Below are 22973 nucleotides of genomic sequence, written 5' to 3' on the forward strand. Positions count from 1 at the left end.
GACCACTCCTCACTTGATGTCTTCGATGCAGTAAACCTGCGCGGGTAGCCCCTTACACATCTCCTCGAAGCGTCTTACACGGCTCTTGCTGACCGTGACAATGTGCAGAGTCGGAAAGTAACCGAATTGCTTCTGAAAGCCCCCTCGATCAAACAATTCCCGATAACGCTTGATCTTTGCCGCGTTCTCCGTCATGGATTGCGTGTTATCCACTTCCAAAAACTGATGGACTCTGTTCTTTAGGAAGTGAACGTCTGTGATGATCGTGGTGGTTCCGTCCGTAACCTTGATCTCATGCCGCCAGTTGATGGGGCAGCGCATGTAGAAGAAGAAGTCGTTACGCATAAGTGTATGCCTGACCTGCAGCGTGCGCTTGACGATCTTTTGGGATCCGATCATCTGCCTGCCAGCTCGGTTCAGGTGGTAAACGGCCCCGTATCCTTCCTCGCGAAAGCTGCACAGGTAATCTTCCATCTGCTTGAGTACCTTCTGCGCGTTCCTTTCGCCGCCGAGTTGATGCAGCCTCTGGAGATGGCTTCTACTCAAAAAACCGAATCTGTCCAAGCTGTGCAGTATCTGTTCTTGTCGCTCTATTCGCTTCGCTGTTGCGGTCAACATCGACATGCTCCTTTCTTGGCCTGATAACAACATGTGGCTTTACACTCTGCCGGATGGTTTGTGGCTCGATAAACGGCGTCTGCACGATCTGCCGCTTGTCGGCCGTCTGGTATATGGCGCGGCCCCTGATCTCCGGCAGCAACTCGGCTCCGGTTTCGTCGAGTACGACCCGGGATGCAGTTGCTGTCTGCACACGAAAGCATAGCTTGGCGTCGCTGTTTTGCTTGCACTGGCGTGGTATGACGTCACCCGTCGGGTACTGTGTGGCGAGTATCTGTCGGTAACCAAGCCCGGCACCAAGCCGCGCAATCTGGCTCATGTAAGTCTGGCAGCGTTCCTTCAAAGCTCGTTCTTCTTTGGTTACGGCCTCATCCGGGTTCAGCTCTCCGACCTCGTCAACGATCACAAAGTGCCGAATCGGGTCTTTTGCCTCCTGGACGTTCTTGACTCCGCACTGTTTGAAAGTCTGCTGTTTTGCTCGCATTTCTTCGACAACAGCCAGCAACGCCGCCTCTGCCTCTTCGGGTTCCTCTGCATAGTGAACGACCTGCTTTATATCGCGGTAGCCTGCAAACTCCACGCCGCCTTTCAGATCGACCAGCGTAAAGCGCACATGTTCCGGCTGCTGCGACAACAGAGTGGCAATCAGCATGTTCAGGTAGTTCGACTTGCCGTACCGGGTAGCGCCGCCGACAACCATGTGCGGTATCTGCTCGAAGTCATGCTGGATGATAGTGTTGCCTTCGCGTATCTGGCCAACGGGTACAGACCAACTGCCGGACGCCGGAACGTCCTCATACCTCACCAGCGCGGGTAGAGGGCGGTTGTAAACCTTCACTTTGAGTAGTCCGTCATACGACAGTTCCACTTCTTTCCTCGCTGCCTTTTTCTTCGCGAGCAGTTCTTTAATCTGGGGGAGCAGGGGCCGCTCGCGATCCAATGCCTTGACGTCTGACCAGGTAAACTGCAACGTTGTCTTACGGTTATTCAGACCGTCTTGGATGTGGTTCAGCTTCGCCTGGTAGTCCTCGAAACTGCGACCGAGGGGAATCCTGTACCTGTACTCTGTTCCCCATGCGTGATTCACTTTTTTGACGAGCTGCGCCGTGTAGGTTTTGTCTTTGTCTCTGACGTTGAGGCCAGTCAAGGAAAAAATCTTGTTCAGTTTCTCACTGTCGTTCGATACACCAGACTGTCGAAGATGAGCGTACAGCGCCACACTTCCCATGACTGCCGACGACACGATTTCCAAAAGCAAACTGCACCACCTCACTGTTGTTTCTGCAAGAAACAGTTGCGTAAAAAACGAACTCGTACTCTGGCGCAAAACAATTGTGGCTGCCGCGTTTTCCTGTTCGTTCTCACGTTCGCGGGATACGCCAGCGATGCGAATGGTAAAGCGAACAGCGTTGCGAATCATCTTTGGAACTATCTGATGCTGCACGGATTGTCCGATATTCCAAAATAACTTTCCGAAATGGGTTTAAAATTTATGAACTTGTCCAACCCTTATGATGAGGTGATCTTATGTTTGGACTAGGAAAGGAACGTTCGAAACTTGGTAAATACTTGGACAAAAAAGGCATTTCGCAGCGATGGCTAGAAAAAGCAGCTAAGCTCAGCAAGACAACGGTCAGTCATTTGTGTTCAAAGGGGGATTACATCCCTTCCGGAAGCACAATGAAGAAAGTATTAGACGCTCTTCGTAAAGAAGGGCATAAAGTTGACCAAAAGGATTTTTGGCGAATGTAAAGAGCCCCTCCCGAACGGGAAGGGCATATTTTTTGCGAATGTTTGTTTGGTTTTGCGGGGTTTGTCCCCAATTTGTCCCCAATTTCCTTTTAAGATCGCGATTAATGCTGATATTACAAGGTTTTTTGTGCTTATTGTGTACTACATTGTGGAGTATGCCTACCCGCATCTACCTCGCCTGCCGGAGAAGCAACGGGTGCTGTGGGTTTATCAGGAGGTATTGTCAGGCATTCGCCGCCATTTTCCTCCTGCCTATTTCCAGAGCGTCAAGGGCGAGGAGCGCGCCAAAGTGTGCGTCGATTACATGTGCCAGCACTTGCTGAAGCTGTCTGATATGCGCGAGCTGCCCAGACTGTTCAGCAAGACGGAGCGGGCTTATTCGCTCCTGAAAAAATTCAAACTGAAAATTCTTGTCGATACGCTGTACTTTTCTCCTTTCGACATGGTGACGGAGATGTACCCGGAACTGAGCGATCCGGTTTATTGGGAAGCTGAGTAAAAATATTTGCCAACGCCCTCTGTCTTTTTTTACGGTATACATAGTTTCATTGGCTTATAAGCACATGAAACGGCCGTACTCTACAGGTGAGAGAAGGAGGCGTTGCGCATGGCAACAGTAGAGGCTCACCACCAGCGCTCTGCATCCGTGGAGCAGCTTCTTGGGCGGCATGTACGCTATCAGAAGCACAAGCCCGGCAGGCACCTTTCATTGGAAAGGCTGCCGCTGGGAAGTTTCCAAATCGAAAGCTTTCATCGATTTGGGGACAGGGTTGTACTCAATGACGGGCTGATTGTGATGGAGAATGCTCCAACCGTCATCGAGCGGGGAGGAAGAATTGCACTGCTTTTCGCTACAGGAGAGGAGCTTTACCTGTGGGCTGAGTAGTGCGAAAAAATCGCCCTTGCACGGATGCGTGCGGGGCGATCCAAAATTCACAAACCCGTTACAAAAATTGACAAAAAAGATTTGACGAGTGACGAAAGATGTTACAAAATGTCTATTATTATATAAAATTGTAAAAAATTAGGGGGTGCTTTAACGTGTTGGCAAAGAGCGCAATCGAACTGGTCAACCGCTGCTATCAGGAGACAAATGGTCTGAAATTGGTGTCATTGGAAGAACTGAAAGAGGCATTTATCGCTTACGTTTTCGGCGACTACCAGGAGGAGTTCATGGTTCAGTATGATCTGGAAGAGTTTTATGAACATCTGAATCAGCTCCAACTGTCCAACTGCCGCAGAGACTTTGATAAGGCAGTAGAGGAATGGTATATCGTCGAGTATGGAAACGGTTATAGCGATGCGAACTATCACGACATTCTGTTCACGCTGGTGAAAGACGCAGTGGTGCAGTACCAATCGCAAAATCGGACAGCACTCATCCGAGACGTAACCAAACTTTTAACCATGCCAGATGGATTTGTCGCCAGGTGGAAGAGCGGCTTGCTGAAAGAACGTTCACTGCCTCACTACTTTAAATACTTGATGAAGCTGGGGGTTCGCAGTCAGACAGATATTGAAACATTGGTTGATATGTGGCTGCTTGAATACCCAAACGCCTTTGATAAAAAGCAGCAGGAGTTGTTCGCCAACCCACCGCGCAGAGGGAGACCGAACAATGTAGAGCTAGCGCTGCTCATTGACCTGGCAACCAAAGTCAAGCCGGAAATGACCCCACAAGAGCGGGAGCGTCTGCGGAAAATTTACTACTACCACCGCAAGTCACTCACTGTCAGGGAAATGGTTGAGAAATTCGAGAAATACCTCATGGGAAAAAATAAATCGAATGATTCCCAGGTGGGGTAGTCATGTTTCACCAAATGAGCCGTTTCGTCTCCAAATTCCGTGATTTGGAACAGCAGGAGTTTACGCATACTTCCGAAGAAGAACGGCAATGGAGACTGCTCAAGGAAAAGCTGGCTTCCCCTCATACGGTGGAACAGCAAGAGGCGATCATTCGCAAATGCATCGCTGTAACCAGCTTGTACCCGCAGGCAGGCGCCAGTTTTGTGGCCGGCAATATTGCGTACGCCTGGGCGGGACAAGGAATACCCGTGACGCTCTGCGAGATGCCAAATCAAACTTCTTACTTCTACTTCGCTCTTGATTACGAACGCAGAGTTCGATCACTCAAGAATTTTTCTCCAACATCATTGCTCCTCATGCAAAATAACCAACTTCGCATCCAGATCGACACCCCTTTTCATGGTCAGCAAGAATCTTCCCGCATGGATATAGCCAACTGGATACTTCGAGTAAGCAAAGACAGTCCGATTGTTTTCATAGATATCTCTTCTCACTGGAATCAAAGCGAGGCAAGGCAAATTTTCGAAATAGCTGATGAAGTGTGGGTTGTTTTTGATACAGATATCGCACGTCTTACTCGCTTGTTCCTGGTAGAGACAGCCCCGAGCTGGTGGGTGACAGAGAAAAGCAAATTGAGATTTATCGCAAACAAATGGAATGCACATTTTGCGCGTTCAACTGTCATGAAAAAAGTAAAAGGGACGCTCTCACTCTGGGGCCAGACCTTTCCGCAAATTGATTACCAGATTCCACTCGTTGATGAAGAGAAAGCCGCGATGGCACACGTAAAGGCCAACTTTTTGCTGGAGCTTTTTCCAGAACAAGAAAGTGAGTTTCAATCGCTGATTTACGCTCACAAAGGAAGGGTGTTATGAAAAAGCAAACGATGCTCGTTATCTGCCTGATCTCGTTTCTCCTGGCAGGCTCCTCCTTCTATGCAGCCACCCAGTATATTGATGCGCTGGCAACGGAAAAACTGTTTGCCCCAGTCGTAAAAGTGGCTGCCGGAAAGGAAATTTCTCCTTTTGAGCCGATTACAGAAGACGATGTGGTGCTAGTACAGGAAGAAATTGATGAAATCCTCCCAGAAGCGGCACGAGATATAACCGCTGTGATTGGCAAAAGGAGTACGCAAACCATTTATCAAGGTGAGCAACTGTTAACAACCAAGCTGACAGATTCACAGCTTCTGCCGGAAAAAGGTGAGGCGCGGTATGAGTTTCCATTGCTCTCGATTCAGCCTTTGACAGAGCTGCGCAAGGGCGACCACGTGAAAATCTGGGTCAAGTACAAGAGCCTGGCCGAATTGCAGGATTACCCTGAGCCTGTGCAATTCAAAAAGACGAATGACACGGCGGAGTTTCTGTTTGAGAGCCAACTGGCCAGCGTAAGAGACAGCAATGGCACCGAGATCTACACTCTGAAACCAAGCCTGTTGCCTTCTCCAGATCAGATGGATGCGGTCTTCAACGGCTCTCGCGAAAAGCCTCAGTCGAATAGCGAGAAAAAATATCACGATTATCGGGTGCAGCCCACCGCACTACCTGCTTTTCTAGGATTCAATCTAACGGATCGAGAGTACGTAATCCTTAACGAAGCAATGTCATACGGCATGCTGCAGGTAGGCCATATCATGGTTTCAAAGGAGCAAGCGTCATGAAAATTTTAGTTTGTTATCCGATGAAGTCGTTAGCCAAGACGTATATGCCGACTGCGAGCGAGGTGTTGGTGGCTGAATCATCTGAGGAGTTCCCCCGGTTGGCTCACCTGTACCAGCCGGACGCGACCGTCGTTTTTTCCGAGATGTATGCAGCACCGGCGTGGGAATGGCTTCCCTCCGTTCGAAGTGTACTGCCTGCTCACTCTCCGCTGATTATCGTTCCATTGTATCGGGATGAGCAAATCATTGCCCAAGTCACAGAGAAACTGGAGCTTGAAATGGTGTACGTACTGTCTGCCCAGCTTTCACAGGAAGAGATTCGCAGCAAAATCAGCCTGATCCTGGGCTTTGTCCATGAAAGGAAGGAACACCAAAGCAGCGAAAGCGGCGGCCAGGTCTACGCCCTCATGAGTTATGGCGCATCGGGAATTACTACGTTTTGCATCAATTACCCGATTTTGCTCGCCAGACAGTACCCGACCAAAAGTATTGCCGTTCTTGACATGAACGTTGCAAAACCCGATTTAACCCGCTTTTTCAAGCTTCAGCAGCATCAGTTATCTCTGTTTCGTCCAAATTTATTGGATTACCAGACAGCACTTAGGCGAAACTGGCGCAGCGTCTGCAAACAGAGCGCTCATATGCCCAATCTGTATTACGCGCACGCAGCCAGCAAATGGCGGAGTGCGGAGCTAAGCAATATGCTTGCGGCTTTTCGCCTGCAATTCGACCATGTGTATGTCGACTGGGGGTACTGCTTCCCGGAGTCAGAGACCATGCAGCGTTTGCTTTTCACGGCTGATCGCAATCTGTTGTTTGTTCGCGCTGATCCCTTTGGCATCGAAAGCGCGAAAGAGTGGCTTAAGCATTGGCGAGAAAAAGGTGTACAGTGCGAGGTTTTGCTAAGCCATCAGGAGCCAGGCCAGCCTTATCGGATTGGAGAAGATATCCCGCTCTACGGTGTGGTTCCTCGCATATCGCCAAGCAGGCTGATGCAATCCCAGCGAAGCAGCAGTGTGTTGATCGAAGAGTTTTTCCCGCCCAAATCGTACATCAGCAGTCTCAAGGAAATTGCCAAAGCAGACCTTGCTGAAAAAAGCGTGGTGTACAGTTGATGAGAGTAGCAGAGCTGAACAGGGGCACAGCCAATTTGCACGACATTGAGGAAATAAAGCAGGCGGCTCGAGATTACTTGAATCACTTTGGCAAAACGCGCGAAGAAAAGCTGGAGATGCAGCAAATTCTCTCTTTGGCCGAGCAAGGAGACCGCGACAGCCACAACCATATTATTTTGCGCTTGCAGCATTACTTTGAAGAAGTGCTCAAGCGTCCGATATCAGAGGAAATTTTGCCGCATGTCAACGGCTACGAAGGCCTTGTGTTTTCGACCTATGGCTGGGGAATACTTGACGCCGTTCTGCATTTGTCTCCGTGGGTAGAAGAAGTGCGGATAGGCGCTGATCGACGAGTAGCGTACCTGGAACAAGGAGTGAAAAAGTTTCTCTCTTACACTCCTACCTGGAAGGAAGTCGAGATACTTCAACAAAAGCTGACGAATGCTGCCGGTCTGTCTTTTAACGAGAAAAAACCTCGTCTGAGCGGGTATCTCCATGCTCTTAAAGCTCGGTTAACCATGTTTACTTTTCCATATTCAAGAGTGCCCACGATTCTTGTCAGGCGGTTCACGACTCCGGATTTCTCGCTTGACCAGCTTCGGACACAGCCTCGGCCGACTTTTGACGAGCCTGTGCAATGGCTGCTCGAACAGCAAGTGCACGGACGGGGCAACGTTCTTGTCATTGGACCGATGGCTGCCGGGAAAACAACCTTGATGATGTGCATGTTGAAGCTCAAGGACCCGCTGACAGAGTACATTACCATTTTCGAAAGCGAGCATGAGATGCGATTCGCCGATGTATGGCCGGGCGAAGTCATTGAACTGCAAAATGTGGAAGAAATCGGCATTGAGCTGAGCAACTGCTTCAAAGATATGTACCGTTCAACAGCCAATACGATTTTGATCGGTGAAATCCGCGAGCCGATCGAAGCGTACCATTTTGTCAATGCGGGAATCAGAGGGACGGATGCTACGATTGCGGCAATGCATGAACGTTTTCCCCATAAAGCTTTACATGACCTGACAGACCTCGTTTATCAGTATGGGGGACGAAGTGTCGAGTTGACGCAAGAAAGGATCAGCAGGGCAGTCAATTTTGTAAACTCGCTTACCTATCGAAATAACGGTCACCGTTTTGTCGATGCCATTCATGTTACGGAATGGAACGACACTTTCAATCGCGTCGAATCGATCCCGCTAGTCAGTCGCAATGTGCAAACGGGTGCATATGAATGGACAGGAAAGCAGCTAAGTCCTCATCTGGTGGAGTATATGTGCTACGTCGGGAGAGCGAACATTGATGTATTGAAAGAACTACGTCTTACTGATCTGGGCAGGCAGCTATGATTTATTCGCTACTCATTCCGATGGTCGTCTGTCTGTTTATCGGTTTTATGTTCACCGGAGTGTACTTGTACCATAACTGGACTGCTCCCCGAGTTTTCTTTCCCCGCACGGTAGAAGCATGGAGAGAAAAATTTTTGCAGCATGCCACCAGGCGGATGCTGTATGAGCGATACGATCGGTGGTGTCAGATAGGGGGAGGTACACCCGTGGCTCATCTGCTGCTTTCCTTGATTGGTGGTGTCGCGGGATTTGCTTCGGGAGTCTTGCTGGGCAACCTGATTGTCTCTCTGTCTTTGTTTCTCTTGTTTCTTTTACTGCCTACTCTTTTGCTGTACGCCCGTTATACGGTTCGGATCAACAAAAAAATCAGTTCATTTTGCCGCTTTGTGGAGCTTTTTGCCCGCTATTATAACAGCCGGAAAAATATTGTGCTGACTTTTCGGGAAATGATTGAAGAATGTCCGAAGGAGCTTCTGCCAGATTTGCTCCTGCTGAACAACACCCTTGCCGATGGCGGGAATCCTACAGTAGCGGTAGAACGCTTTGCGCAAAGGCTGGATCATCCATGGGCATTTGATTTTGCCATGTACATCGCCAGTGGGTTGGAGGGGGAGACCGAAGACATTCAGGTACCTCTGAACCGATTGACGAATGAAATGTTTGTGCAGCAGGACGAAAAACATGAGCGGGACAGCGAAATATACTCGATCTGGATCAGCCTTTTAATCGTCATTGCCATCTGCATATGCTTGATTCCTTACAACCAGGGATTGTTGAAAGATTCGTATCGGCTTTATTTTTACACCCCTGACGGACAGGCTATTTTAGCGCTGGCGGTAACCGTCTGGTCATTCTCCATCCTGCTTGCGTTCATTTGGGGGAGGAGGTATCGGTAATGCAGTTGCTCGTCATGTACACGTGGTTGGGTTTGGGTTCTTTATTTATGTTTCTCGCTGTCTTCTTCGTCGGAAAGTATTTGGTGCAAAGCCAAAGGCCTGCGCTGTTCATCTCTGCGAAGTGGTGGAAAAAGTGGGAGAGGACGGTCAAATCTGACGAAGATGAACAATGGGAACAGTTGCTTTCCCGGGCAGGGAGGCCATTTGGTTGGGGAAAAGCCGAGTGGCTGTTTCTGCAACTGCTGTGTGGAAGTGCCGTTTGCATTCTCGTTCTTCTCTGGGCAATTTTGTGCCGTGTTGAATCATTTCCGCTTTTGTCGATGTGTCTTGCTTCGGGAGGGGGGTACTTCCTTCCGTACCTGGCTCTGAAGATGTGGGCGGGCAATCGCGAGGATATGCTGAGCACAGACATAGCCCGCTTCATCAACCGTTATGTAACCTTGCTGGAAAATCAGGTGCCTGTCTACAATGCCATGGTAAAAGCGGCAAGACCTACGAGAAAGCTGAAAGAGTATGTCCCAACTTTGTCAGAGTGGAACAAAGATCCGGATGAAGCGTTGGAAAGCTTCAAACGCAAGCTGGGGGTCGATGATGGCGTTATTCTCGTTTCCAGCATGCGCACTATTGAGCAGCTAAGCGCGGGACAAGTCAGTGTAACGATGCAGCGCATGGAATGGGCCGTCGATCAGCGCAGGATGTTTCGCCATCGCAAAAAAATAAAATCGCTAGGTATCGGCTACAGTGTCATCGTTTACCCGGCTTTTTACATGGGGTTGTTGGTTGCTATGTTTCCCTGGTACAAGCTGCTGACAGAAATTTTGGCCAAGTATTTAACCTAAAGGGAGGCTAAGCGCTTGACCAAACTGTTGTCCATTATCATGTGCATCGTATTCACTTTGGGAATCATCGTGTCGAGCCTCTCGCACATCAACGCATCAGTTGTTCAGGATGGCGGACTGCGAGATCGAGCAGTTGATTGGATTGATAAAGCGATACCGTAGCATGGCTTTTCTAGTTAACTACTAAAAGGAGAGTGCCACAATGTCGAAAATGTTTTTTATTTTCCTTGCGTGCGTCATGGTCCTGGGGATCGGTGTAAGCTCTTACGGCAATGAACTATCGCCCGCTGCAAACGATTCTGCCGAAAGCATTAACCGTTCCATCACATCACTGAATTACGACACAAGAAATGAAAACATCAACTTCAAAATGCAGAACGGCACAGCCTATACGTCAAACTGATGCTGCACCATCATGTTTTTCTCATTATCGTCGTAATGGCAGGGAGCTTGTGCGCGTTCCTATGGAACTTGCAGCCAGAAGAACAGCTTCGTGAGACTCAACAGGAAAGGGTGTATCGAGCTGCGACGGTTATCTTTCATTAAAAAAGAAAACAGTCGTCTCGTAAGCGATGGTCAAAGCAAAAGTATTTCTCGTTTGCCTGATGGTGCTGCTGTTCGTAATTTCCGGAGTAGGAGCCTACCATCTGTACGCCATGGAGAGAGCCATTGCTCGTGGCATATATGCGGATATTCTCGATGACATGCAGGATATCGGCTATTTGGACCCGGCTTTGGCAGAATACTATACCAAAAAAATGGCCGAGCTTGGCTGGGACGTAACAGCAGATGTATTTGCGGGTAGCTGGCCGCGAACGATGGGAGAGCGGGCACGTAAAGAGCAAAAAGAGTCCGTCACGCTTACTGTTACGGTTACGCCGTCCAACGTGGCAAAATGGCTGAATGCATTTGTGGAGGGCGATACTGCCTTTTCTTTTACAGGGAGCCGCCCCTCCGAATATTTTGACCCAGGGTGGTAGTCCATGAATAAAATGATTAGCATGTTGGTTTTGCTTGTTCTCGTACTGCCTCTTACGGTGGGGGTGCTTTTTACAGGTCCCGACAACCTCCTGTCGGCTTGCAAGCAGTTTTTCGGTGATCTGCTCGTCCAGGTGACGAGATTCGGTACAGCCTGATGGGACAGCTTGTTGCCGTTATTCTCAATGTCATGCTGTTGTTGATGGTGAGTCTGGGGCTATTGCAGGTACACACGGTCGTGCAGGCGGAAAATGAGCTGATGGAGGTCAGCGCTGCTGCTACAAAATACATCAGCAACCGCGGAGGGACCAATGAAAGCTTGCTGCAGGAGGAAGTGCGGGCTTTTATCGCAAAGGAACTGGTGGAAAAGCGGTTTTCCTTGTCCGAGCGGGAGATGTCTGTAAGTGTGACGCGCACGCATTCGGCCGATCCTGTTTTATGGAGTCATGCAGACGAGTTTTCCCTTGTTTTGACCATTCCCTATCCCGGTTTTACTTCATGGATTCTCGCACCTGCTGAAACGTTGCAGGTCACTCGCCAGGGGACGATTAACGTCATGGACTACGATCTGTAAACATGTGCACTCTCGATAGACGAGAGGACTGCATTAGGAGGATATTCATACGGGGATTAACATTTTATCTATATCGGCGCTGTTGCTTTTTTTGCTGATCGGTACGTTTGTCGTCGATGCTGATATGGCGATGCAGAAAAAAACGGAAATAAAAATGCTGCTGGAGCTGGCCAATCATCATGCCACCTTTGCAATTGATCCTGTCTTGAAGACAGAGGGCGTCATCGATTTGCTGGAAGACGAGGCGCTACAGCGCTTTGACCGCAGGATGAGCGAAAATGGCGGGTATCAGCGCCAGCTCCATTCATACGTGCCAGGAGCGAAAAGCGTGACCACCGACCCGATTCCATTTGTGCGTCATTACGTGGATTTCCGCGCTTGGCGGCAGGATCTGACGTTGCGGCTGCAGTACAACGGAGACAGCTTCGTCACCGTGAGCGCGACGCCAGGAGCTGTCCGCCAAGGGGGCGGTCAACTGCAAATTACAGTTGTGACCGAGCGGGGAGAAGAGCTGCAGCTCGCTCCGAAAAAGATGGTGGGACCGTCCCACATCGTTGTCGCTTACGTGGACGAGAGGCCGTTCCTGCCGATGCTGCCTGGGCATTCCTTTCCAGTGGTTTCGGTGGAGGAAGTGAAGTTTTAGCTTGAGGCGGCTCTGGTGCTCTGTCCATCGATGCCGCCATCGTCTGCTGGACTGACTGTCAAGCACTGATTTTTAGATTAAACCAAAAAATATTAACTTTTTTATGAGTGTTTGACAAATTTTTACAAACAACGACATCGTGAATTTATTAACATATAATTATGTCGGTATATTTACAATTAGGAGTGTGGGTTGCGTGTTGGACTGGGAGAAAGTTGAACAAGAGTATTTAACAGATCGTCACTTCCATCTTACATACTGTGAGGATGGGTACGATATCGAAGGAAGCGTTTGGAAAAAGAAAAATAGTCAGGGATGGGATGTATTATTTTCTGATAACTTTCATGATCTAGGTTCATCAGATACATCAGAAGATATAGTTATCTTTCATTATGAAAAAGATGAACTGGATGTAGAAGAGATTAACAATCTGTTTGCCAGTTGGGTAAATGAGGTCTTGTTACCTCGTGCTAAGGATAAGTCGCAATATAAATATCAGGAGATGTAAGAATAGAATGGAGGATGCACGTTTCATATGTTCAAAAAGATAACAGCGCTACTATTAGCTATAGCTGTATTTACTGGTTGTGTAGGGATTTCTGAAGTGGCTTCTGCCAAAGAATTTAAAACACAATCAAGTCCTGTTGTGGACTCCAAGAATAAAGTTGAATTAAAGAGTAATAAAGAAAAAAGAGTTGCACCAATTGTTGCTAGAATTATTGTGTCAGCCGCAGGATATGCCGTCAAAAAACTTGGAAAAAAGGTAGCAGATGATGTTTGGCCGGTAGTCAAAAAAAAGCTAGATGATTTGTTAGAAAAAGCTGAGGATATCTCGATAAAAGGCCCTGGTGGCGGAGAAAGGGTCTTTGCAATATTCGATAAAAATAAAGAAATTTTCCGTTTGGATGCTAAGTTATTAAAAAAACCGGATGGCTATTACCTGTGGGTTCATTACCATATTACCCCTGATATGTCTGAACATCATGATATTGCTGAAATTTATATGGGCAAAAATAAGCCAGCCGGATGGTAATGCATATCTTTTTTTGATAGGTAATCTGACCAAATATTTCCTGGTGTGTACTCTTTAAGTGACCTATGCACAATTAGTTAGGTTAAAAATGCCGACAAGAGTAGTAATTCATTTTAAAATTCCCTCGCTACGGCGGGGATTTTTTTCGTTCTGTCGAGTGATACAGGATAGGAATGTCCTTTGAAGAATCCCTTAACATAAATTGTAAGTTAGGGGTAAATAAAAATGTTCGATGAGCGAGTTGCAATCCCCTAACCTATTTCTCATCCACCCAAAACAATTTTAAAACAGCTCCAAAACAGTCGAGCCAGCAAAAATCGCCCATTTGCACAAATAACAAAACCCGACAGTAACGACATACTCAAACAGCAAATCCTTGAAAACTAACGGTTTTTCCTGTTTGGTGAAGCTGTACTTGCATATCATGAACCCTGCGATGCCCGAAGCAATTGACAGGAGGTCTTCCATATTTCTCTCCCCTTTAGAACAGACAAGCGTACGTGCCATCAAAAAAGCTCAATACATTTTGGTAACTTATTCCACATAAGAATATAAGTCCCTGCACAATCCTGCATCATCTAGGCGCTGGCGCGAATCAAATTTATACCGTTATCCACAACCAAAGCACCTAAAAGGTACCACGAGCAACTTGCAAGCTCCTTCTGAATCACTGGCCAAAATCTACCACCGTAAATCATAGCATCGAGTCTTTGCCATAAAGTATCGCTAAAAAGCACGCCCCCAAAGCACGGTCCCAAAGCACGCCCCCAAAGTACGGCCCTAGAACACGGCTCCAAAGCACGGCTCCAAAGCACGGCTCCAAAGCACGGCTCCAGAGCACCGCCCCAGAGCACGGCCCCAGAGCACGCCCCCAGAGCACGGCTCCAAAGCACGGCTCCAAAGCACGCCCCCAAAACATGCCCTCAAAGCACAACTCCAAAGCACCGCCCCAACCCATCCCCCACCCCCCACGAAAGATTAGTCAGACTTATTTACAAATTGCGAATTATTCTGTTAATATGTAAGAAAGTGCTTAGCCAGCTTGCGATTGTAAGGAGGTAGCACTCCGAACGTCCCGCATGGCCGGTCCGTTAAGCATGATAAAAGTGGGGTTTTTGATTTGTTTGATAAAGATACCATTTATATCGTGGGCGATGCGCAATCTTCATCCAACAATCCGATAACGCAGCAGTTCAGTGCTTTTTTTATCGGGTTGGTCGTGGATACTACCAACGACAAAATCGTAGATGCGGCTTGTTCGTCTACGGTGCAACTGACGTCTGACTTTGCCCGGTCGATTTTTATCGGCCACTCCATCTTTGCGTCAGAGGAGATTGGGGAAGAGATTCGCTATCGGTATTTTGGATCTTCGCAAAAAACATTGATTGCTGCATTCAAGGATGCGCAAAAGAAGTACAAACAGGCTGTTTCCGCGAGAAGTAAAGCAGAAGTCACCAAGTGAATAAGAAAACAACTGCTGCTTTATTTATTCGTATGCACGGCATACACGTAAGTAAAACCCAGCAAATGCCATGAGGAGTGTGCATTTGCTGGGTTTTTTGCTTATAGGGAAAGTCCGTCGCTTCCGCCCGGGATGCGAACAAAACAGCTTTTGCCCACCAGCTTGTTCACGGATTTCTGAGTTAAAGGAGGAGAGTCCTTGCTATCTTTTGTCTTCCGCAGATTTATCTCCATGATCGTTACGCTGTGGCTCATTGTTACCGTTACTTTTTTTCTGATGCACGCGGTGCCCGGGTCGCCTTTTGAAAAAGAAGGAAAAGCGCTGAACGCGACAGTGGAGCAAAACCTCAACGCCTACTACAACCTGGATAAGCCGCTCGTTGTCCAATATGTTTTGTATTTGCAAAAGCTGGTGCAGTTTGATTTGGGGCCGTCGACGGCGAATGCTTCCGATACCGTCAACAAAATGATTGCCCGCGGTTTTCCGGTTTCGTTCCAGCTTGGGGTGATTGCCGTCGTGTTTGCCATTTTCTCGGGGGTAGGGCTTGGCGTAGTTGCTGCGTTGCGCCATAACCGTTTGATTGATTACGCCGCGATGGTGATTGCCGTTCTCGGGATATCCATTCCCAGCTTTGTCGTCGCGCCTTTGCTGATTAAATATTTGGCTGTCGAGTGGAAGCTGCTTCCGACAGCGACATGGGGATCGTGGCAGCATGTGGTGATGCCTGCGCTGGCGTTGGCGTTTGGGCCGATTGCGATTATCGCTCGTCTGACGAGGACAAACATGCTGGAGATATTGACGCAGGAGTATATCGAAACGGCCAAAGCAAAAGGGCTGAAGCCTGCCACGATTGTGTTCAAACACGCCTTGCGCAATGCGATTTTGCCCGTCGTCACGCTGCTTGGTGCGCTCATCGCCAACGTGTTGACAGGGAGCTTTGTCATCGAGAAAATTTTTGCGATTCCGGGGATGGGCAAATACTTCGTAGCGGGGATTATCAACCGCGACTATTCCGTCATCATGGGTACAACCGTGTTTTACAGCGCCCTGCTGATTTTCATGATGTTTGTCGTCGACGTTTTGTACGGCATTATTGATCCGCGAATCAAGCTATATCGAAAGGAGAGCGAAGGATGATCGTTTCTGACGACTTGTTTATCCCGATGCGCAAAGACAACCTCAATTCGGAAGCGATTGTGCGACCTCAACTGACATTCTGGCAGGAAGCCTGGCAGCGGCTGAGAGGAAACAAGCTTGCTTTGATGGGACTTGTCATCATTATTGTGCTCGGCGTCATGGCTACCATTGGTCCTTTGATATCGGGACACGAGTATGCCAAACAATCCATTCTCATGAAAAACAAAGCGCCGTCCGCGACGAACTGGTTTGGTACCGATGATTTCGGACGCGATGTATTTACCCGTGTATGGTACGGGGCGCGCATTTCCTTGTTTGTCGGTTTTATGGCTGCACTCATCGACTTTTTCATCGGTGTCTTGTATGGCGGAATCGCTGGTTATTTGGGTGGGCGAGTCGATAACATCATGATGCGCTTCGTCGACCTCCTCTATGGATTGCCTTATTTGCTGGTGGTCATTTTGCTGATGGTAGTCATGGGGCCAGGGCTTGGAACAATTATCGTCGCGTTGAGCGCTACGGGCTGGATCGGTATGGCTCGGACCGTTCGCGGACAGGTGCTGCAAATGAAAAGCTCCGAATACGTGCTGGCGGCAAAGACGATGGGAGCGAAGCCGTTTTACATCATTCGCAAGCATTTGCTGCCCAATACGATTGGCATCATTATCGTCTACGTCACTTTGTCGGTTCCATCCGCGATCTTTGCGGAGGCGTTTCTCAGCTTCCTCGGTCTCGGCGTGCAGGCTCCGATGGCGAGCTGGGGCGTGATGGCCAACGACGGGCTTTCGACCATTTTGTCCGGTCACTGGTGGAGGCTGTTTTTCCCGGCCTTCTTCATTTCATTGACGATGCTTGCGTTCAACGTGCTCGGTGATGGCTTGCGCGATGCGTTCGACCCGAAGGCAAGGAGGTAGACGACGTGGAGAAAACGGAAAAATTGCTGGAAGTAAGCGGTTTGCGCGTCACGTTCAAGACGCACGGAGGAGAAGTGAATGCAGTCCGTGACGTGAGTTTTTCCTTGAACAAAGGGGAAACGTTGGCGATTGTCGGCGAGTCCGGCTGTGGCAAAAGCGTAACGGCCAAAAGCATCATGCGCCTCGTACCGGAGCATATCGGAAAAATCGCTGGCGGCAGTGTGATGTTCAAAGGCAAGGACTTGGTTGCGTTGCCGGAAAAAGAAATGCGCGAGCTGCGCGGGCGGGAAATTTCCATGATCTTTCAGGACGCCATGACCTCGCTCAACCCGACCATTTCCATCGGAGAGCAGATCATGGAAGGGATCATTCGCCATCAAAAAGTCGCCAAGAGCGAGGCGAGGCGGCAGGCTATCGAAATCCTGACGCTGGTCGGAATCGCCAACCCGGAAAGCCGTCTCAAGCAGTACTTGCACCAGTTCAGCGGCGGGATGCGTCAGCGGATCATGATTGCGATTGCGCTTGTTTGTCGACCGTCCATTCTCATAGCGGATGAGCCTACGACCGCACTCGACGTCACGATTCAGGCGCAAATCATCGACCTGTTCAAAAGCATTCAGCAAAAAACAGGGGTATCCATCATCATCATTACGCACGACTTGGGCGTCGTCGCCAAGATTGCCGATCGGGTCAACGTCATGTACGCGGGCAAAGTGGTAGAGTCGGGGCCTGTACGCGACATTTTTTACAATCCGCAACATCCGTACACGAAAGGCTTGCTCGCGTCGATGCCGCGTCTGGATGCGGATCGCTCGATACCGCTCAGTCCGATTCCCGGCACTCCGCCTGATTTGTTCGCACCTCCGCTTGGATGCGCGTTTGCGGCGCGCTGCGACTATGCGCTGGAGGTGTGCCGGAACTATCAGCCGGCGGAAACGAACGTGCACAACAAGCACTCCGTATCCTGTTGGCTGCAAGATCCGCGTGCGAAAAAAGTGCTGGCCGCCATGCAGGCGCCGACGGGAACTTGAGTCGGCGGCACCGGGCAGCATCTGACAGCACCTGGCAGAGATAGTGAGGCTCGCCATCTGGTGTAAAAGAGGGTGTCGTCTATCGGCGCTATCCTTTTACGACATATAAAAACTATAAGGGGGAAGAAAAAAGTGAAAAAACTATCGACTATCCTGCTTTCCGCTTCACTGGCTGTTTCCGTGTTCATGGCCGGATGTAGCTCGGGGCAAGCGCCAGCGAACAACGAATCGGCACCGCCTACGGAAAACAATCAGCAGACGCCTTCGCCAGAAGACCAAGCGGCAAAGCTTTTGCTCCTGAACAACATCAAAGAGCCTACCTCTTTGGACCCGCCGCTCGGATTTGACGAGCCGTCCTACAACATTTTGAACAACCTGATGGAAGGGTTGACGCGCCTGGACGAGAACCAGAAGCCGCAGCCGGCAGCAGCTTCCGAGTGGAAAATTTCCGAGGACGGCAGGACGTACACGTTTACTTTGCGCGACAACAAATGGAGCAACGGCGAGCCAGTAAAGGCACAAGACTTCGAGTACGCCTGGAAGCGCATGCTTGACCCGGCGCTTGCCTCTCCGGCTGCCTTCCTCGCTTTCATTATTGAAGGGGCAGAAGCATACAACAGTGGCAAAGGCTCTATTGACGATGTAAAAGTAAAAGCACTGGACGACAAGACATTGGAAGTCGTACTGGCGCAGCCTGCTTCCTGGACGTTGCTTCTGGCGTCCAACCCGGCGTTTTTCCCTGTGCACAAGGCGACAGTGGAAAAAGACCCGAAGTGGGCGGCTGAGGCTTCTACCTTCGTGGGCAACGGGCCGTTCAAGCTGACGGAGTGGAAGCATGACAGCGAATTGAAAATCATGAAAAACGAGAACTACTGGGATGCGGCAAACGTAACGTTGGCCGGCGCTGTCTGGAAAATGATCGACGACGAGAATACCGAGTACCAAATGTTTACGAACGGAGAGCTGCACAGAACTACAACCGTTCCGGCAGACATGGCTGACCAACTGTTCAAGGAAGGCAAAGTGTACGTAAGAGACGGCGCAGGCACCGAGTTCTACCGCTTCAATGTGACCAAGGAGCCGTTTGACAACGCCAATATCCGTAAAGCGTTCAGCCTGGCGATTGACCGCCAGACTTTGGTTGACCACGTGTTGATGCGTCAGCAAAAGCCGGGTACCGGATTCGTTTCCTTTGGCTTGCCGGATGCCAACGGCGCGGGTGATTTCCGTCAGGTAGGCGGCGACCTGGTGAAGTTCGACGCAGCAGAAGCAAAAAGGCTGCTGGAGCAAGGGATGAAGGAAAAAGGCTACACCACCTTGCCAGAAGTAACGCTCACCTATCGCAGCGGCACAGCCAACGAAAAAACAGCCCAGGCCGCTCAGGAAATGTGGAAGCAAACGCTGGGTGTAGATGTGAAGCTGCAAAAAGTAGAAGGGCAAGTATTGACCGATATGCAAAAGAAACTGGAATACCAGATCGCCCGTTCTTCCTGGTTGCCTGACTTCGGGGATGCGATCAACTTCCTGGACATCTTCCAGTCGAAAAACAGCAGCAACCGCACTGGCTGGGCTAATGCGGAGTACGACAAGCTGATCGAAGGCGCGTACAAAGAGCCAGACGATGCCAAACGTCTGCAAATGCTGCATGACGCTGAAAAAATCTTGCTGAACGAGGCGCCAGTAGCTCCACTCTACTTCTACAACACTTCGCTTTTGACCAGCGACCAGGTCAGCGGAATCCAAAGCTCTTCTCTCAGCTACACGGATTTGAGAAAAGCGGTCGTGAAGTAAACTAAGTTGGCCGGGAGAAGTCATTTCAGGCGGATGGAATGACTCTCCCCCCTTTTTTGCTGAATTTTTCAATAGTGCTATAATTTAGTTTGTCTTAGCGAAAAAATACAGATAAAGAAAGCACACGTGCTAGAAAAGATGGAGGAAAATATGATTATTCAAGCCATCGAAGTGAAGAGAATTTCTGTTCCGCTCAAAAAACCGTTTAAAACGGCATTGCGCACGGTGAACAGCCTGGAGTCCGTACTGGTCAAAATCACGTGCGACAATGGCATGGTTGGGTGGGGAGAGGCTTCCGCTACGGTCGTCATTACCGGGGACAGTATCGAGAGCATCGAGTCCGCTATTTTGAACACGATGAAGCCGCAACTGATCGGCCTCAACCTGGTTGCCTACGAGTGCGTTTTCCAGACATTGCACCAATCCATGGTGGGAAACACGAGTGCCAAGGCGGCGGTGGACATCGCGCTGTACGATCTGATTTCCCAACGGGCGGGCATGCCGCTGTACCAGTTTCTCGGCGGGTACCGCGACCAGTTGGAGACCGACTATACGGTCAGCGTCAATTCGCCAAAAGAAATGGGCGAGGATGCAGCAGCTTATTTGCAGCAAGGCTTTAACGTGCTGAAAATCAAGGTGGGCAAGGACAATATCGAGGATGACATTTTGCGCATCCAGGAAATACGCAAATCCGTGGGCAATCAGGTGAAGATTCGTCTTGATGCCAACCAGGGATGGAACGTGAAGGAAGCGATTCAGTCGATTCGCAAAATGGAGGACATGGGACTGGGCATCGAACTGATTGAACAGCCTGTAAAAGCGCATGATCTGGAAGGCTTGAAGCGGGTTACAGATTCGGTCGATACGCCGATCATGGCTGACGAAAGTGTATTTTCGCCGGCGCAGGCGCTGCAGGTTTTGCAAAACCGCGCAGCCGACATGATAAATATCAAGCTGATGAAGGCGGGAGGCATTTTCAAAGCGCAATTGATTAACCAGTTGGCTGAAGAACACGGCATTCCATGCATGGTTGGCAGCATGATCGAATCGCGTCTGGCCGTATCGGCGGCAGCGCACTTCGCAGCCAGCAAGAAAAACATCACCCGCTTTGACTTCGATGCTCCGCTGATGCTGTTGCACGATGGCATTGATGGCGGCGTGACCTACGAGGGCCGCCTGATGACCATGCCGGAAGCGCCGGGACTCGGCATCCGTTCGGTCAGCTTGTGGGAAGGGGGAGAACAGGAATGAAATCAGCAATCGTATCCGTTTCGGTCGCGACTGTATGGACAAAGCCGGAATCTCCACGTGACATCGATCAGGCGGCTATCGCCGTTCCGGTTGACGCGCGCGGCTGGCTGCAGTCGCTGTCTATCGACGAAAAGCTTGGCTTTTACGACAACAACGCCATTCAGACGCAAGCGCTGTTCGGCACTCGCGTAGAAATCGTCGAGGAGCAGGGCGAGTGGGCACACGTCCTGATCCCGGACCAATCGACCAGCAAAAACGAGATCGGCTATCCGGGCTGGATTCCGTCACGCCAGCTTTCTCCATGGTCTGCTGCTTTTGACGTACAGGATGGGCAAAAGCTGGCGATGGTGACGGCGGCCTTTAGCCGTTTGCACACGCTGGAGCGAAAGCCGGGCATCGAGCTTGCGTTCCTGACCAGGCTGCCGCTCGTCGAGGACGGCGCCGAGTGGGTGAAGGTAGCGGTACCGGACGGCGAAGCGCTTTTGCCAAAAGCAGACGTAGCGATCGTACGCGCAAACGAGCCGATCGAGCTGGCTGGCAACCGCGGCGAAGCCATCGTGGAGGCCGGCAAGCGTTTCCTCAACCTGCATTACTTGTGGGGAGGCATGTCCTCCTACGGGTATGACTGCTCCGGCTTTGCCTACAACATGCACCGCTCCGTAGGTATTCAGATTCCCCGCGACGCCTCCGATCAGGCGAGAGACGGCCTGCTGGTGGAAAAAGCAGATTTGCTTCCGGGCGACCTGCTGTTTTTTGCCCATGAAGAAGGACGCGGCAGAGTGCATCACGTCGGCATTTACATGGGCAATGGCGAAATGATTCATTCGCCTGACTCGCGCAGCGCTATCGAAATCGTCAAGCTGGATGGCTACAAGCTGAAAAAGGAGCATGCAATCTCCAGACGATACTGGTAAAAGGATAACGGGGGAGGATTGGCCAGATGGAAAGAAAAAAGCTGGTCCAGGTAAAGAACCTGACAAAAACCTTTACGCTTGGCAAAGGACTCTCGCTGAAGGCGGCTGACGACGTCTCCTTTGACATATACGAAGGGGAGACATTTGGACTGGTAGGCGAATCTGGCTGCGGAAAATCAACGACAGGCCGCACTATCATCGGTTTGTACCAACCGACCTCCGGGGAGGTGCTGTTCGACGGGCTGAACGTGCACAAAGCCTCTGCGGGCGAGCGGAGCAAGATTACGAGAAACATCCAGATGATTTTCCAAGACCCGTACGCGTCACTGAATCCGCGAATGAATATCGCCGAAATTATCGGAGAAGGTCTGCAGTTGAACGGGCTGTACAAAGGCAAGGAGCGGGCGAAGCGGGTCATCGAGCTGCTGGAAATGGTCGGTTTGCAAAAAGAGCATGCCAACCGTTTCCCGCACGAGTTCAGTGGAGGGCAGCGGCAACGGATCGGGATCGCCCGGGCGCTTGCCGTCAATCCGAAATTCGTTATTGCGGATGAGCCGATTTCGGCATTGGATGTTTCGGTACAGGCACAGGTGGTCAATCTGATGAAAAATTTGCAGCGGGAGCAAAACTTGACCTACTTGTTCATCGCCCACGACCTCGCGATGGTCAAGCATATCAGCGACCGGATCGGCGTGATGTATTTGGGCAACATGGTCGAGATGAGCACGAGCGAAAAGCTCTATGAATCCCCCAAACACCCGTACACGCAAGCATTGCTGTCGGCCATTCCCGTCCCCGATCCCGATCTGGAAAAAAGCCGTGAGCGGAAGATTATCGAAGGCGATGTCCCAAGCCCGATCAACCCGCCCAGCGGCTGTGTGTTTCGCACGCGCTGTCCGGTGGCAAAAGAGGTGTGCGCCCAGAAAAAGCCTGTCTGGCAGGAAGTGGACACCAATCATTTTGCTGCTTGTCATCTTTATCAATAAAAAGCATATCGCTGTTACAGCATTCGACATTTTTCTTCAGCCGTCCCTCATGCAAGGGATGGCTTTTTGTCGAGCGGTCGCGTTTCTATATTAAGGAAGGTTTACCAGCAAGGATTTAAGGGGAGAACTGTTAATATTCTGTAAACTGGCAGGAATCAAACAAGTTTTGTCGAAATACGGTTACAGTAAACAACTTCGTAACTCGCCTAACTTCATCGTGAACT

28 protein-coding genes and 1 pseudogene are annotated in these 22973 nt (G+C 50.0%); 26 read left to right on the top strand and 3 right to left on the bottom strand.

Translation table 11 applies throughout. The features are described from left to right. Window positions 1-9: 9 nt before the first annotated feature. Together AC27IT_RS17325 and AC27IT_RS17330 are read right to left on the bottom strand one after the other, a co-directional pair. Window positions 10-651, bottom strand: a complete 642-nt coding sequence (locus AC27IT_RS17325; RefSeq protein WP_487092005.1) for a replication-relaxation family protein — start codon at window positions 649-651, stop codon at window positions 10-12. Beyond that, on the bottom strand, window positions 539-1876 hold the full coding sequence (locus tag AC27IT_RS17330; RefSeq protein ID WP_487092006.1) for an FtsK/SpoIIIE domain-containing protein: 1338 nt from the start codon (window positions 1874-1876) through the stop codon (window positions 539-541). The genes AC27IT_RS17325 and AC27IT_RS17330 overlap by 113 nt, the downstream gene beginning before the upstream one ends. Before the next feature lie 269 nt (window positions 1877-2145). Here AC27IT_RS17330 and AC27IT_RS17335 point away from each other — a divergent pair, with 269 nt between their 5' ends. The 18 genes and pseudogenes from AC27IT_RS17335 to AC27IT_RS17420 all read left to right on the top strand — a co-directional run bounded on the left by AC27IT_RS17335 (window position 2146) and on the right by AC27IT_RS17420 (window position 13263). Then, window positions 2146-2370, top strand: a complete 225-nt coding sequence (locus AC27IT_RS17335) for a helix-turn-helix domain-containing protein (protein ID WP_487092007.1) — start codon at window positions 2146-2148, stop codon at window positions 2368-2370. Between the two features lie 136 nt (window positions 2371-2506). After that, a pseudogene (locus AC27IT_RS17340) lies at window positions 2507-2869 on the top strand (DUF4046 domain-containing protein); the annotation flags it as partial. Window positions 2870-2977: 108 nt separating this feature from the next. After that, window positions 2978-3256 carry a hypothetical protein gene (locus tag AC27IT_RS17345; protein ID WP_005831480.1) on the top strand — a complete coding sequence of 93 codons (279 nt, stop codon included), beginning with the start codon at window positions 2978-2980 and terminating at the stop codon, window positions 3254-3256. A gap of 155 nt (window positions 3257-3411) precedes the next feature. Next, entirely contained in the window at window positions 3412-4176 is a 765-nt protein-coding gene (locus tag AC27IT_RS17350; RefSeq protein ID WP_005831478.1) for a hypothetical protein, read from the top strand. 2 nt (window positions 4177-4178) lie between these two features. Then, on the top strand, window positions 4179-5051 hold the full coding sequence (locus tag AC27IT_RS17355; protein WP_005831476.1) for a P-loop NTPase family protein: 873 nt from the start codon (window positions 4179-4181) through the stop codon (window positions 5049-5051). Continuing rightward, window positions 5048-5836, top strand: a complete 789-nt coding sequence (locus AC27IT_RS17360; protein WP_005831475.1) for an SAF domain-containing protein — start codon at window positions 5048-5050, stop codon at window positions 5834-5836. Before AC27IT_RS17355 ends, AC27IT_RS17360 begins: the two co-directional genes overlap by 4 nt. Continuing rightward, complete coding sequence (locus tag AC27IT_RS17365) at window positions 5833-6951, top strand: CpaE/TadZ family protein (RefSeq protein WP_005831473.1); 1119 nt, start codon at window positions 5833-5835, stop codon at window positions 6949-6951. The genes AC27IT_RS17360 and AC27IT_RS17365 overlap by 4 nt, the downstream gene beginning before the upstream one ends. Further along, entirely contained in the window at window positions 6951-8300 is a 1350-nt protein-coding gene (locus AC27IT_RS17370) for an ATPase, T2SS/T4P/T4SS family (protein WP_025843815.1), read from the top strand. Before AC27IT_RS17365 ends, AC27IT_RS17370 begins: the two co-directional genes overlap by 1 nt. A 206-nt stretch (window positions 8301-8506) precedes the next feature. After that, window positions 8507-9196 carry a hypothetical protein gene (locus tag AC27IT_RS17375; RefSeq protein WP_283858519.1) on the top strand — a complete coding sequence of 230 codons (690 nt, stop codon included), beginning with the start codon at window positions 8507-8509 and terminating at the stop codon, window positions 9194-9196. Beyond that, window positions 9196-10035, top strand: coding sequence for a hypothetical protein (locus AC27IT_RS17380; protein ID WP_283858520.1), 840 nt, complete (start codon window positions 9196-9198; stop codon window positions 10033-10035). Before AC27IT_RS17375 ends, AC27IT_RS17380 begins: the two co-directional genes overlap by 1 nt. Window positions 10036-10050: 15 nt before the next feature. Further along, window positions 10051-10197, top strand: a complete 147-nt coding sequence (locus AC27IT_RS17385; protein ID WP_197187061.1) for a hypothetical protein — start codon at window positions 10051-10053, stop codon at window positions 10195-10197. 40 nt (window positions 10198-10237) lie between these two features. After that, window positions 10238-10438: a hypothetical protein gene (locus tag AC27IT_RS17390; RefSeq protein ID WP_005831465.1), complete on the top strand. Its 201-nt coding sequence runs from the start codon at window positions 10238-10240 to the stop codon at window positions 10436-10438. 169 nt (window positions 10439-10607) lie between these two features. Then, a complete protein-coding gene (locus tag AC27IT_RS17395; RefSeq protein WP_005831463.1) occupies window positions 10608-11015 on the top strand; it encodes a hypothetical protein in 408 nt (135 codons plus the stop codon). Window positions 11016-11018: 3 nt separating this feature from the next. Beyond that, a complete protein-coding gene (locus tag AC27IT_RS17400) occupies window positions 11019-11171 on the top strand; it encodes a hypothetical protein (RefSeq protein WP_005831460.1) in 153 nt (50 codons plus the stop codon). Further along, window positions 11171-11587: a hypothetical protein gene (locus tag AC27IT_RS17405; protein WP_283858521.1), complete on the top strand. Its 417-nt coding sequence runs from the start codon at window positions 11171-11173 to the stop codon at window positions 11585-11587. Before AC27IT_RS17400 ends, AC27IT_RS17405 begins: the two co-directional genes overlap by 1 nt. 124 nt (window positions 11588-11711) lie before the next feature. After that, on the top strand, window positions 11712-12230 hold the full coding sequence (locus AC27IT_RS17410) for a hypothetical protein (protein ID WP_369750413.1): 519 nt from the start codon (window positions 11712-11714) through the stop codon (window positions 12228-12230). Window positions 12231-12426: 196 nt separating this feature from the next. Then, window positions 12427-12738 carry a DUF3986 family protein gene (locus tag AC27IT_RS17415; protein ID WP_007786408.1) on the top strand — a complete coding sequence of 104 codons (312 nt, stop codon included), beginning with the start codon at window positions 12427-12429 and terminating at the stop codon, window positions 12736-12738. Between the two features lie 27 nt (window positions 12739-12765). Further along, window positions 12766-13263 carry a YpjP family protein gene (locus AC27IT_RS17420; protein ID WP_238503975.1) on the top strand — a complete coding sequence of 166 codons (498 nt, stop codon included), beginning with the start codon at window positions 12766-12768 and terminating at the stop codon, window positions 13261-13263. A gap of 282 nt (window positions 13264-13545) precedes the next feature. Here the strand turns inward: AC27IT_RS17420 and AC27IT_RS17425 are convergent, their stop codons facing one another. After that, window positions 13546-13731 (bottom strand): hypothetical protein, encoded by a 186-nt coding sequence (locus AC27IT_RS17425; protein WP_005833714.1) that lies wholly within the window; start codon window positions 13729-13731, stop codon window positions 13546-13548. A gap of 652 nt (window positions 13732-14383) precedes the next feature. On the opposite strand from AC27IT_RS17425, the gene AC27IT_RS17430 reads away from it, so the two are divergent. From AC27IT_RS17430 to AC27IT_RS17465, 8 genes are all read left to right on the top strand, one after another. After that, a complete protein-coding gene (locus AC27IT_RS17430) occupies window positions 14384-14725 on the top strand; it encodes a DUF3870 domain-containing protein (protein ID WP_005833711.1) in 342 nt (113 codons plus the stop codon). Window positions 14726-14923: 198 nt separating this feature from the next. Then, complete coding sequence (locus tag AC27IT_RS17435) at window positions 14924-15862, top strand: ABC transporter permease (RefSeq protein WP_283858522.1); 939 nt, start codon at window positions 14924-14926, stop codon at window positions 15860-15862. Between the two features lie 26 nt (window positions 15863-15888). Continuing rightward, entirely contained in the window at window positions 15889-16776 is an 888-nt protein-coding gene (locus AC27IT_RS17440; protein WP_369750419.1) for an ABC transporter permease, read from the top strand. Window positions 16777-16781: 5 nt separating this feature from the next. Beyond that, a complete protein-coding gene (locus AC27IT_RS17445; protein ID WP_005833705.1) occupies window positions 16782-17807 on the top strand; it encodes an ABC transporter ATP-binding protein in 1026 nt (341 codons plus the stop codon). Window positions 17808-17939: 132 nt separating this feature from the next. Then, window positions 17940-19598 (top strand): peptide ABC transporter substrate-binding protein, encoded by a 1659-nt coding sequence (locus AC27IT_RS17450; protein ID WP_283858523.1) that lies wholly within the window; start codon window positions 17940-17942, stop codon window positions 19596-19598. Between the two features lie 150 nt (window positions 19599-19748). Continuing rightward, window positions 19749-20849 (top strand): dipeptide epimerase, encoded by a 1101-nt coding sequence (locus tag AC27IT_RS17455; RefSeq protein ID WP_283858524.1) that lies wholly within the window; start codon window positions 19749-19751, stop codon window positions 20847-20849. Further along, window positions 20846-21763 carry a C40 family peptidase gene (locus AC27IT_RS17460; protein WP_005833698.1) on the top strand — a complete coding sequence of 306 codons (918 nt, stop codon included), beginning with the start codon at window positions 20846-20848 and terminating at the stop codon, window positions 21761-21763. The genes AC27IT_RS17455 and AC27IT_RS17460 overlap by 4 nt, the downstream gene beginning before the upstream one ends. A gap of 26 nt (window positions 21764-21789) precedes the next feature. Beyond that, the gene (locus AC27IT_RS17465) at window positions 21790-22749 is read left to right on the top strand and encodes an ABC transporter ATP-binding protein (RefSeq protein WP_005833696.1); all 960 of its coding nucleotides are present in this window, start codon (window positions 21790-21792) and stop codon (window positions 22747-22749) included. The last annotated feature ends 224 nt before the right edge of the window (window positions 22750-22973 follow it).

The organism is Brevibacillus sp. YAE8 (assembly GCF_057543335.1).

Coding starts and splice junctions, on each gene's coding strand:
- AC27IT_RS17390 (WP_005831465.1), top strand. CDS start 10,238: ATGTCGAAAATGTTTTTTATTTTCCTTGCGTGCGTCATGGTCCTGGGG.
- AC27IT_RS17410 (WP_369750413.1), top strand. CDS start 11,712: ATGGCGATGCAGAAAAAAACGGAAATAAAAATGCTGCTGGAGCTGGCC.
- AC27IT_RS17425 (WP_005833714.1), bottom strand. CDS start 13,731: ATGGAAGACCTCCTGTCAATTGCTTCGGGCATCGCAGGGTTCATGATA.
- AC27IT_RS17370 (WP_025843815.1), top strand. CDS start 6,951: ATGAGAGTAGCAGAGCTGAACAGGGGCACAGCCAATTTGCACGACATT.
- AC27IT_RS17335 (WP_487092007.1), top strand. CDS start 2,146: ATGTTTGGACTAGGAAAGGAACGTTCGAAACTTGGTAAATACTTGGAC.
- AC27IT_RS17420 (WP_238503975.1), top strand. CDS start 12,766: ATGTTCAAAAAGATAACAGCGCTACTATTAGCTATAGCTGTATTTACT.
- AC27IT_RS17465 (WP_005833696.1), top strand. CDS start 21,790: ATGGAAAGAAAAAAGCTGGTCCAGGTAAAGAACCTGACAAAAACCTTT.
- AC27IT_RS17325 (WP_487092005.1), bottom strand. CDS start 651: ATGTTGTTATCAGGCCAAGAAAGGAGCATGTCGATGTTGACCGCAACA.
- AC27IT_RS17460 (WP_005833698.1), top strand. CDS start 20,846: ATGAAATCAGCAATCGTATCCGTTTCGGTCGCGACTGTATGGACAAAG.
- AC27IT_RS17405 (WP_283858521.1), top strand. CDS start 11,171: ATGGGACAGCTTGTTGCCGTTATTCTCAATGTCATGCTGTTGTTGATG.
- AC27IT_RS17345 (WP_005831480.1), top strand. CDS start 2,978: ATGGCAACAGTAGAGGCTCACCACCAGCGCTCTGCATCCGTGGAGCAG.
- AC27IT_RS17355 (WP_005831476.1), top strand. CDS start 4,179: ATGTTTCACCAAATGAGCCGTTTCGTCTCCAAATTCCGTGATTTGGAA.
- AC27IT_RS17365 (WP_005831473.1), top strand. CDS start 5,833: ATGAAAATTTTAGTTTGTTATCCGATGAAGTCGTTAGCCAAGACGTAT.
- AC27IT_RS17440 (WP_369750419.1), top strand. CDS start 15,889: ATGCGCAAAGACAACCTCAATTCGGAAGCGATTGTGCGACCTCAACTG.
- AC27IT_RS17400 (WP_005831460.1), top strand. CDS start 11,019: ATGAATAAAATGATTAGCATGTTGGTTTTGCTTGTTCTCGTACTGCCT.
- AC27IT_RS17360 (WP_005831475.1), top strand. CDS start 5,048: ATGAAAAAGCAAACGATGCTCGTTATCTGCCTGATCTCGTTTCTCCTG.
- AC27IT_RS17380 (WP_283858520.1), top strand. CDS start 9,196: ATGCAGTTGCTCGTCATGTACACGTGGTTGGGTTTGGGTTCTTTATTT.
- AC27IT_RS17455 (WP_283858524.1), top strand. CDS start 19,749: ATGATTATTCAAGCCATCGAAGTGAAGAGAATTTCTGTTCCGCTCAAA.
- AC27IT_RS17395 (WP_005831463.1), top strand. CDS start 10,608: ATGGTCAAAGCAAAAGTATTTCTCGTTTGCCTGATGGTGCTGCTGTTC.